The organism is Microbacterium sp. 69-10, assembly GCF_001897945.1.
GTDB lineage: Bacteria > Actinomycetota > Actinomycetes > Actinomycetales > Microbacteriaceae > Microbacterium.
Map to the genome: position 1 here is coordinate 29419 of NZ_MKRT01000006.1, position 9927 is coordinate 39345.

The 9927-nt window shown below is 69.2% G+C and carries 10 protein-coding genes; 4 read left to right on the plus strand and 6 right to left on the minus strand.

Annotated elements, in window-relative coordinates; translation table 11 throughout:
• Positions 1-111: 111 nt before the first annotated feature.
• Complete coding sequence (locus BGN97_RS02105; protein WP_292697902.1) at positions 112-741, minus strand: copper homeostasis protein CutC; 630 nt, start codon at positions 739-741, stop codon at positions 112-114.
• A gap of 50 nt (positions 742-791) precedes the next feature.
• Here BGN97_RS02105 and BGN97_RS02110 point away from each other — a divergent pair, with 50 nt between their 5' ends.
• Positions 792-932: a hypothetical protein gene (locus tag BGN97_RS02110; protein WP_292697615.1), complete on the plus strand. Its 141-nt coding sequence runs from the start codon at positions 792-794 to the stop codon at positions 930-932.
• Between the two features lie 16 nt (positions 933-948).
• On the opposite strand, the gene BGN97_RS02115 is transcribed toward BGN97_RS02110, so the two are convergent.
• Positions 949-2214, minus strand: a complete 1266-nt coding sequence (locus BGN97_RS02115) for an alpha-L-fucosidase (protein ID WP_292697617.1) — start codon at positions 2212-2214, stop codon at positions 949-951.
• Between the two features lie 135 nt (positions 2215-2349).
• Here BGN97_RS02115 and BGN97_RS02120 point away from each other — a divergent pair, with 135 nt between their 5' ends.
• The 3 genes from BGN97_RS02120 to BGN97_RS02130 all read left to right on the plus strand — a co-directional run bounded on the left by BGN97_RS02120 (position 2350) and on the right by BGN97_RS02130 (position 6120).
• Entirely contained in the window at positions 2350-3399 is a 1050-nt protein-coding gene (locus BGN97_RS02120) for an iron ABC transporter substrate-binding protein (RefSeq protein ID WP_292697619.1), read from the plus strand.
• Positions 3400-3541: 142 nt separating this feature from the next.
• Complete coding sequence (locus BGN97_RS02125) at positions 3542-5002, plus strand: iron ABC transporter permease (RefSeq protein ID WP_363331388.1); 1461 nt, start codon at positions 3542-3544, stop codon at positions 5000-5002.
• Positions 4999-6120, plus strand: a complete 1122-nt coding sequence (locus BGN97_RS02130) for an ABC transporter ATP-binding protein (protein ID WP_292697621.1) — start codon at positions 4999-5001, stop codon at positions 6118-6120. Before BGN97_RS02125 ends, BGN97_RS02130 begins: the two co-directional genes overlap by 4 nt.
• 55 nt (positions 6121-6175) lie before the next feature.
• Here BGN97_RS02130 and ilvC read toward each other — a convergent pair whose 3' ends face one another.
• The 4 genes from ilvC to BGN97_RS02150 all read right to left on the minus strand — a co-directional run.
• The gene (gene ilvC, locus BGN97_RS02135; RefSeq protein ID WP_285632903.1) at positions 6176-7204 is read right to left on the minus strand and encodes a ketol-acid reductoisomerase; all 1029 of its coding nucleotides are present in this window, start codon (positions 7202-7204) and stop codon (positions 6176-6178) included.
• Positions 7205-7282: 78 nt separating this feature from the next.
• A complete protein-coding gene (gene ilvN, locus BGN97_RS02140) occupies positions 7283-7792 on the minus strand; it encodes an acetolactate synthase small subunit (RefSeq protein WP_292697622.1) in 510 nt (169 codons plus the stop codon).
• A 2-nt stretch (positions 7793-7794) separates the two neighbouring features.
• Entirely contained in the window at positions 7795-9600 is a 1806-nt protein-coding gene (locus tag BGN97_RS02145; RefSeq protein WP_292697623.1) for an acetolactate synthase large subunit, read from the minus strand.
• Positions 9601-9667: 67 nt separating this feature from the next.
• The coding region (locus BGN97_RS02150; RefSeq protein ID WP_292697624.1) for a dihydroxy-acid dehydratase at positions 9668-9927 on the minus strand (260 nt) is incomplete at its 5' end.

Below are 9927 nucleotides of genomic sequence, written 5' to 3' on the forward strand. Positions count from 1 at the left end.
CGTGACGCCGCCGGCAGACATCAAGGACGCCGCGCCCGCGGCGAACTGACCCGATCGACCGCAGAAGAGGCCGTGCCCGGAACCCGGGAACGGCCTCTTGCGCGTCTCCTGCTATGCAGCGGAGCGCACCGCCCGGTCGACGGCGGCACGGGCCGCCGCGACGATCCTCGGTTCCGTCGCATCGAAACCGGTGACCCCGCCACCGGGTCCACTCGGCGCCGCATCCCCCGAGTCCACCCGGGCGGAGAGATGCACGGCATCCACGCCCAGCGCGACCAGTCGCGCGATGTCCTCGACGTGCACGCCGCCGCCGGGCATGACTTCGACGCGGCCGGCCGAGCGGGCGACCAGCTCGCCGATCACCCCGATGCCGTGCACGCTGCGCGTGGCACCACCGCTGGTGAGCACGCGATGCACGCCGAGCTCGGTGAGCTCGTCCATGATCGCCACGGGATCGGGGGCGACATCGATCGCACGGTGGAAGGACACCTCCGCACCGTCCGCGGCATCGATCCAACGGCGCATGGCGTCGCGATCCACCCGGCCCTCCCGGGTCATCGCCCCGACGACCACACCACCCGCGCCGCGCCGGACGATCTCCCGGACATCGGCCGCGACCAGAGCGACCTCGTCCGGGTCGTAGACGAATCCTCCCGGTCGTGGGCGCACCAGCGGCGCCACCCTGATGCCCGCGCCGGCGACGGCGAGGACGGCATCGACGGTGCCGGCCGACGGCGTCAGTCCGCCCGTCGCCGAGAGAGCCTGGCAGCTCGGAGCCGTTCCTCGCCGCGGTGCGCAGCCGCGTCTACGAGGAGTGCCACCCGCTCGTCACACAGACGCTCCGCATCGAGGCCGCCCGCACGGGAGCCGACGCGATCCTGCTGGGCGCCGCGAGGCTGGCGATGGATCGCTTGGAGATGCCGGTGGCCTGACGGCCTTCGGGCTCTCTCAGTCCGCGAGCGTCAGCTCGATCACCGGCATCAGCACGTCCGGCCGCTGCACCGGGAGGTGCACCGTCAACGTCCCCTCGTCCTGCAGGGTCGGCGTCATGTGGGTGTCGTGCTGATCGGGGTCCGGCACGGACGTCTTCAGCCAGGAGCCGTCGTTCAGCAGCCGGGCGAAGGACACCCGTCCTGCCAGGTCCGGCAGGTGCACGAACCCGAGCGGCCAGCTGAACAGATGCAGGTACAGTCGGTCGCCACGGCGGGTGTAGACGCCCTCCCGGGGCGGCGTGAACTCCGCGTGCCCGGCGCCGACGATCGCGTCGCGGTGCAGCAGCATCCATCGTCCGATCTCATCCAGCGTGCGCGCGTCGCGCGGGGCGATCGCACCGCGCCCGTCAGGGCCGATGTTCAGCAGCATGTTGCCGTCCATCGACACCGAGTCGGCGAGCATCTGGACCAGCAGCGTCGGCGACTTCTGATCTGTGTTGTCACGGTGATAGCCCCACGACCCGTTCAGCGTCTGGCAAGCCTCCCACACCCGCGGCGCTCCCTGCTCGTCGACGAGCGGTGCGGTGGGCTGGTACTGCTCCGGTGTGACGAAGTCGGCGGGGATGCCGAGACGATCGTTCACGAGCATGTCGGGCTGCAGTTCGCGGCACATGCCCAGCAGGGCCTCCGCATCCCACGCATCCGGACCCTTGCCCGCCCAGCCGTCACGGCTCTCGGGGTAGGTGAAGTCGAAGAACAGATAGTCGATCCGGCCGTACTGCGTCAGCAGCTCCTGCACCTGTCCGTGCAGGTACTCGCGATACCGCGCCATGTCCCGGCCCTCATTGAGGGCGGCCGCGTTCTCGTCGTCGCGACGCGGGTGGTTCCAGTCCACGGTGAAGTCCGGGTGATGCCAGTCGATGACCGAGTGGTACAGACCCACCTTCAGCCCCTCCGCGCGCACGGCGTCGACGAATTCGCGCACGAGATCGCGACCCGACGTCTGCTGCGAGCTGAAGTCGGTCAGAGCCGAGTCGAACAGGCAGAAGCCGTCGTGGTGCTTCGTCGTGAGCACCACGTACCCCATCCCCGCCTCCCTGGCCTGGCGGGCGATGGCGCGCGCATCGAAGCGATCGGGGTCGAAGTGCTCGAAGTACTGGCGGTAGTCGTCATCCGTGAGGCGCTCGTAGCTCTGCACCCACTCGTGCCTCGCGGCAACGCTGTAGATGCCGAAGTGCACGAACATCCCGAACCTGGCCTCGTCGAACCATTCCTGTCGCATGGGTCCATCCTGACACAGACATCGGATGTCTGGCGGCAATGCGTCCGGAACGAGCTCCCGCGTTGCAGCATTAGGGTTGCCTTACCTATATTTATAGGTGCGCATTCGCGCCGCTCCCCTCATCGAAGGACCACTGTGAACCGTCGTCTTCGCCTGCTCTCGGCCACCGCTGCCGCCGCCGTCGCCGCTCTGACTCTCGCCGCGTGCAGCGGACCCGCCACCACCGACGGCGGATCGTCCACCACCAAGCCCTCGGACGAGACGATCACCGTCTACAACGCGCAGCACGAGTCGCTGACCAAGGAGTGGATCGACGCCTTCACGAAGGAGACCGGCATCGAGGTGCAGGTCCGCAACGGCGACGACACCGAGATGTCCAACCAGATCATCCAGGAGGGCGACCGGTCCCCCGCCGATGTCTTCCTGACCGAGAACTCCCCGTCGATGACCGCTGTCGAGAAGGCGGGCCTGTTCACCTCTCCCGGGGACGAGGCGCTGAAGAACGTCCCCGAGGAGTACCGCCCGTCGTCCGAGAAGTGGGTCGGCATCGCCGCACGGTCCACGGTGTTCGCCTACAACACCACCAAGCTCAGCGAGGCGCAGCTGCCCGGGTCGATGATGGATCTCGCCGATCCGGCGTGGAAGGGCCGCTGGGCGGCATCGCCCTCCGGCGCCGACTTCCAGGCCATCGTCTCCGCGCTCGTCCAGCTCAAGGGCGAGAAGGCGGCCGAGAGCTGGCTGCAGGCGATGAAGACCAACTCGGTCGCCTACAAGGGCAACTCCACCGCGATGAAGGCCGTCAACGCCGGCGAGATCGACGGCGCGATCATCTACCACTACTACTGGTTCGGCGACCAGGCGCAGACCGGTGAGAACTCCGAGAACGTCGCGCTGCACTACTTCAAGAACCAGGATCCGGGCGCGTTCGTCTCGATCTCCGGCGGCGGCGTGCTCAAGTCCACCAAGCATGAGGCCGCAGCACAGAAGTTCCTCGCCTTCATCACCGGCAAGAAGGGCCAGGAGATCCTGCAGAACGGAACGTCCTTCGAGTACCCGGTCGGCTCCGACGTGCCCGCGAACTCCGAGCTCGTGCCGCTGACCGAGCTGGACGCACCGAAGATCGATCCCGCGACGCTGAACTCCAAGAAGGTCACCGACCTGATGACGCAGGCCGGCCTGCTCTAAAGTCGGGAACATCACGACGAACACCGCTCCCGTCAGGGCGGGCGGAGCCCGAGCGCTCCGCCCGCCCTTCGGCGTCGTCCTCGCCGGCGTCCTCGTCGCCGCGCTCTCGCTGCTTCCCCTGATCTTCGTTATCACCACGGCGGTGCAGATCGGCTGGGATCAGTCCATCGCCCTGATCCTCCGACCCCGGGTCGGCGAGCTTCTCGGCAACACGGTGCTGCTCGTCGCCCTGGCCGTTCCGCTGTCCGCTGTGCTCGGCGTGGGCGGTGCATGGCTGGTGGAGCGCACCGCGCTGGCCGGTGCGGGGTTCTGGGGCGCCGTGCTCGCGATGCCGCTCGCGATCCCCGCCTTCGTCAACTCCTACGCATGGGTGTCCGCCATCCCCTCGCTCGCCGGTCTCGGCTCGGGGGTCCTGCTGTCGACCCTGTCGTATTTCCCCCTGGTGTATCTGCCGGTGCGAGCCACGCTGGCGGGCCTGGACCCCGCGCTCGAGCAGAGCGCGGCGAGTCTCGGCCGCGGGCCGGTGCGGGTGTTCTTCGGCACGGTGCTCCCCCAGCTGCGCCTCGCGCTGCTCGGCGGATCGCTGCTCGTGGGACTGCACCTGCTGAGCGAGTACGGCGCGTTCGCGCTGATCCGCTTCGACACGTTCACGACGGCGATCATGGACCAGTACCGGTCGACGTTCAACGGCTCCGCCGGAAGCATGCTCGCCGGAGTCCTCACGCTGCTGTGCCTGCTGATGCTCATGCTGGAGAGTCGTGCGCGGGGTCGTGCGCGGTATGCGCGGATCGGTTCCGGGACCGCCGCGCCGCCGAGCCGCGTGCATCTGCACGGCTGGCAGCTGCCGGCCCAGCTCGGGCTCGCGGCACTCGCCGTTCTCGCCCTCGGAGTCCCCGCGGTCGTCATCGGCGGCTGGCTGGTGTTCGGCGGCGCAGGCGTGTGGCAGGCCCCCGAGCTGGTCCCGTCACTCCTGCAGACGCTGGGGCTCGCACTCGGCGGCGGCGTGCTCACTGTCGTGGCCGCGTTCCCGCTGTCGTGGCTGGCCGTCCGTCATCCGGGCCGCCTCAGCCGGCTGCTGGAGCGCACCAACTACTTCACGAGCTCGATGCCGGGGATCGTACTGGCCCTGGCCCTCGTCTCCGTGTCGCTGACGTTCGTGCCGGCGATCTACCAGACCACCCTGCTGCTGCTCATCGCGTACGCGCTGCTGTTCCTGCCTCGGGCCCTGGTGCCGCTGCAAGCCGGCATCGCGCAGGCCCCGCCGCTGCTGGAGGAGGCAGCCCAGGCGCTGGGTCGCCCGCCGCTGCGCGCGTTCCTGGGCGTGACGCTTCGCCTGGTGGCGCCGGCGACCGCCGCGGGGATGGCTCTGGTGTTCCTCGCGATCGCCGGCGAGCTGACCGCGACCCTGCTGCTCTCCCCGATCGGGGTGCAGACCCTGGCGACCCGCTTCTGGAGCCTGTCCAGCGAGATCGACTTCGCGGGCGCGGCCCCCTACGCGCTGCTGCTGATCCTGCTCTCCGCTCCCATGACCTATCTGCTGTTCCGGCAGTCGACCACTGCCCGGAGCACCAGGCGCACCACCACGAAGGCGGCAACCGAATGACCGCATCCAACCTCGGCTCCACAGGCGCCGTCCCCACCATCGGCACCGGTCCCGTGCCGGACGCCCACCTGCTGCTGTCCGGGGTGACCGCCTCGTACAGCGGGCACGAGGTCCTGCACGGCATCGACCTCGCGGTGCGGCGCGGCGGGATCACCGCGATCGTCGGGGCATCCGGATCGGGCAAGACCACGCTGCTGCGCGTGATCGCGGGCTTCGCCCGCCCCGACGGCGGCGAGATCAGCCTGGGCGACGTCCAGGTCGCCGGACCCGGCACCTGGGTCCCCGCTCATCGCCGCGGCATCGGATACGTCACGCAGGATGGCGGACTGTTCCCGCATCTGACCGTGGCCCGCAACATCGCCTTCGGCCTCGAGCACCTGCCGCGTGGCGAACGACGCGACCGCGTCGCTGCGCTGCTCGACCTCGTGGCGCTGCCACGCGAGTTCGCCGACCGTCGCCCCGACCAGCTCTCCGGCGGACAGCAGCAGCGCGTGGCGATCGCCCGCGCCCTGGCCCGCGAGCCGCAGCTGATGCTCCTGGACGAGCCGTTCTCCGCGCTCGACACGGGACTGCGCTCGGCCACCAGGGAGGCGGTCTCGGCCATCCTCGCCGAGGCCGGGACGACGGCGATCCTGGTGACGCACGACCAGTCCGAGGCCCTGAGCTTCGCGGACCAGGTCGCTGTCATGCGCGACGGCGATCTGGTGCAGACCGGGCACCCGTTCGTGGTCTACACCCGCCCGGTCGACCGCGGCGTCGCAGAGTTCCTCGGCGAGGCGATCGTGCTGGACGCGTGGCTGGACGGCTCGCTCGCGTCCTGCGCGCTCGGCTACATCCCGGTGCGGAACCCGCCGGTGCAGGGGCACGTCACGCTCATGCTGCGCCCCGAGCAGGTGCAGATCGTCGCCGACGCCCCCGTCCGGGGCACCGTCGAGGACGGCGTGTACTTCGGCGCGGAGAGCTCCGTGCGCATCCGGCTGGAGTCGCAGGCGGACGCCGACCCGCGCCTGTCCGCGGAGCCGCCGACCATCACCATCCGGCACTGGAACGCTGCTCTCGCGAAGCCCGGACGGCGCATCGCGCTGCGCGTCGTCGGCGAGGGCGTCGTCCTGCAGTGATCTGAACGCAGAAGAGGCACCCCGCAAGGGGTGCCTCTTCTTTGATCAGTCGCGGTCAGCGCGCAGCGCTGCCCTCGACATAGTCCTCGTCTGACTGCTTCCAGGCGAAGAGAGCGCGCAGCTCCTTGCCCGTGGTCTCGATCGGGTGACCCTGCTCCTTCTCGCGAAGGGCCAGGAACTCGGCAGCGCCGTTGTCCTGGTCGTCGATGAAGCGCTTGGCGAAGGCGCCGGACTGGATGTCGCCCAGCACCTCCTTCATGCGCTCCTTGACGCCGGCGTCGATGATGCGCGGGCCGGAGACGTAGTCGCCGAACTCGGCGGTGTCGGAGATCGACCAGCGCTGCTTGGCGATGCCGCCCTCCCACATCAGGTCGACGATCAGCTTGAGCTCGTGGAGCACCTCGAAGTAGGCGATCTGCGGCTGGTAGCCCGCCTCGGTGAGGGTCTCGAAGCCCGCCTGCACGAGGTGGCTGACGCCACCGCAGAGCACGGCCTGCTCGCCGAACAGGTCGGTCTCGGTCTCCTCGGTGAAGGTCGTCTTGATGACGCCGGCACGGGTGCCGCCGATGGCCTTCGCGTACGACAGGGCGAGCGCCCAGGCGCCGCCGGTCGCGTCGCGCTCGACACCGATGATGTCGGGGATGCCGCGGCCTGCGACGAACTCGCGACGCACGGTGTGGCCCGGTGCCTTCGGAGCGATGAGGATGACGTCCACGCCCTCGGGTGCGTCGATGTAGCCGAAGCGGATGTTGAAGCCGTGCGCGAAGGCGAGGGCCTTGCCCGCGGTCAGGTTGTCCTTGATCGACTCGGTGTAGATGCCGCGCTGGTGCTGGTCCGGCGCGAGGATCATGATGACGTCGGCCCAGGCGGTGGCGTCTGCGACCGTCTTGACGGGGAAGCCCGCCTCCTCGGCCTTGGCGATCGACTTGGAGCCCTCCTTGAGGGCGATGGCGACCTCGACGCCCGAGTCGCGCAGGTTCATCGCGTGGGCGTGGCCCTGCGAACCGTAGCCGACGATGGCGACCTTCTTGCCCTGGATGATCGAGAGGTCAGCGTCGTCGTCGTAGAAGATCTCGGTGCTCACGGTGTTGTTTCTCCTTGGTTGTGTACTTCGTCTCGCTTCGCTCGCTCAGCAACCGGCCGAGCGAACATGGTCATGTGGTCAGCCGCGCAGGACGCGCTCGGTGATGCTCTTGCCGCCGCGGCCGATGGCGAGCAGGCCCGACTGGGCGAGCTCCTTGATGCCGAAGGGCTCGAGAGCCCGCAGCAGCGCCTGCACCTTGCCCTGATCGCCGGTGACCTCGACCACCAGCGCGTCGGGCGCGTAGTCCACGACCGAGGCGCGGAACAGGTTGACGACCTCGAGCACGTTCGAGCGGGTGTTGTTGTCGGTGCGCACCTTGATGAGCATGTGCTCGCGCTGCACGGACGACGACTGCTCGAGCTCGACGATCTTGATCACGTTGATCAGCTTGTTCAGCTGCTTGGTGACCTGCTCGAGCGGCAGGTCCTCCACGTCGACGACGACCGTGATCCGGGAGATCCCGGCGACCTCGGTCACGCCCACGGCGAGGGACTCGATGTTGAAGCCGCGGCGGGCGAAGAGCCCGGCCACGCGGGTCAGGATGCCGGGGGTGTCCTCCACCAGCAGGCTCAGCACGTGCGATGCCATGGTCAGTCCTCCTGCTCGAAGGCCGGCGCGTGGTCGCGCGCGTACTGGACGTAGCTGTTGCTGACGCCCTGGGGGACCATCGGCCACACCATGGCATCCGCACTCACGACGAAGTCGATCAGCACCGGACGGTCGTTGGTCTCCAGCGCCAGCTGGATCGCGGCGTCCACCTCGTCCTCCTTCTCGACCCGGATCGCGAGGCAGCCGTACGCCTCACCGAGCTTGACGAAGTCCGGGATGCGGACCGTGCCGGCCCCCGTGTTCAGGTCGGTGTTGGAGTGCCGGCCGTCGTAGAACAGCGTCTGCCACTGCCGCACCATGCCGAGCGACGAGTTGTTGATGATGGCGACCTTGATCGGGATGTTGTTGATGACGCAGGTCGCGAGCTCCTGGTTGGTCATCTGGAAGCATCCGTCGCCGTCGATCGACCACACCACGCGGTCGGGCTCGGCGACCTTCGCGCCCATCGCGGCCGGGACCGAGTAGCCCATCGTGCCGGCGCCACCGGAGTTCAGCCAGGAGTTGGGACGCTCGTACTTGATGAACTGCGCGGCCCACATCTGGTGCTGCCCCACGCCCGCCACGTACACGCCCTCGGGCCCGGTCAGCTCGCCGATGCGCTGGATCACGTGCTGCGGCGACAGCAGTCCGTCGCTGGTCGGCGCGAAGCCGAGCGGGAACTCGGACTTCAGGCCGTCCAGGTAGGACCACCACTCGTCGGTGTCCGGTCCGTCGCTGCTCACCGTGCTGCGGAAGGCGGTGTCGAGGTCGACCAGCACATCGCGCACATCGCCCACGATCGGCACGTCGGCCGTGCGGATCTTGGAGATCTCGGCGGGGTCGATGTCGACGTGCACGATCTTCGCGTTCGGGGCGAACAGCGCGACCTTGCCGGTGACACGATCGTCGAAGCGCGCGCCGAGCGAGACGATCAGGTCGGCCTCCTGCAGCGCGAGCACGGCGGGGACCGTGCCGTGCATGCCGGGCATGCCGAGGTGCTGCGGGTGAGAGTCCGGGAAGGCACCGCGGGCCATCAGTGTGGTCACGACGGGCGCGCCGGTGGACTCGGCGAGGATGCGGAGCTCGTCGGATGCCTTGCCGCGGATCACGCCGCCGCCGACGTACAGCACGGGCTTCCTGGCCTCGGCCAGCAGCGTCGCCGCCGCCTGGATCTGCTTGCCGTGCGCCTTGGTCACCGGGCGGTAGCCGGGAAGCTCCACCTTGGGCGGCCAGATGAACGGCACGACGTCCTGCTGCGCGTCCTTGGTGATGTCCACGAGCACGGGGCCGGGACGTCCCGTCGAGGCGATCTCGAACGCCGCCGCGATCGCGCCAGGGATGTCGGCTGCGTCCTTCACGAGGAAGGAGTGCTTGGTCACCGGCATCGTGATGCCCACGATGTCGGCCTCCTGGAACGCGTCCGTGCCCATCAGCGTGGAGAACACCTGACCGGTGATCGCGACCAGCGGCACGGAGTCCATGTACGCGTCGGCGATGGCGGTGACGAGGTTGGTCGCGCCGGGACCGGAGGTGGCGATGCAGACGCCGACCCGGCCCGAGGCGGAGGCGTAGCCCTCCGCCGCGTGCCCGGCGCCCTGCTCGTGGCGGACCAGGATGTGCCGGAGATCGGATGCGTCCATCAGCGGGTCGTACACCGGGAGGATCGCACCGCCCGGGATGCCGAAGACGTCGGTGACGCCCAGCTTCTCGAGTGAGCGGACGACCGCCTCGGCACCCGAGATCTCGGGAGCGGATGCGGTGCGCGCCGGTGGCCGCGGCACGGCCGGTGCGGAATCGGGAGGTGTCATTTCATTCCTCTGATGATCGTGATGAGCAGGTACCCGGACGGGAGCGGAGGGCGTGCCTGTCTCAGGCTCAGCCGGTCACCGCGCCCTGTGCGGCGGAGCGCACGAGACGGGAGTACTTGGCGAGGACGCCACGGGTATAGCGCGGGGGTAGGGGCTCCCAGCCCTCACGGCGGGAGCTCAGCTCAGCCTCCTCGACGAGTAGCTCGAGGGAGCGAGCCGCGATATCGACCCGTATCAGATCACCATCGCGCACGAAGGCGATAGGACCTGCGTCCACCGCTTCGGGTGCTATGTGGCCGATGCACAGGCCGGTTGTGCCGCCTGAGA

What these genes read in the sequence shown, in the direction of transcription:
- BGN97_RS02145 (WP_292697623.1), bottom strand. Translation starts at nt 9,600, where the DNA reads ATGACACCTCCCGATTCCGCACCGGCCGTGCCGCGGCCACCGGCGCGC.
- ilvN (WP_292697622.1), bottom strand. Translation starts at nt 7,792, where the DNA reads ATGGCATCGCACGTGCTGAGCCTGCTGGTGGAGGACACCCCCGGCATC.
- BGN97_RS02130 (WP_292697621.1), top strand. Translation starts at nt 4,999, where the DNA reads ATGACCGCATCCAACCTCGGCTCCACAGGCGCCGTCCCCACCATCGGC.
- BGN97_RS02115 (WP_292697617.1), bottom strand. Translation starts at nt 2,214, where the DNA reads ATGCGACAGGAATGGTTCGACGAGGCCAGGTTCGGGATGTTCGTGCAC.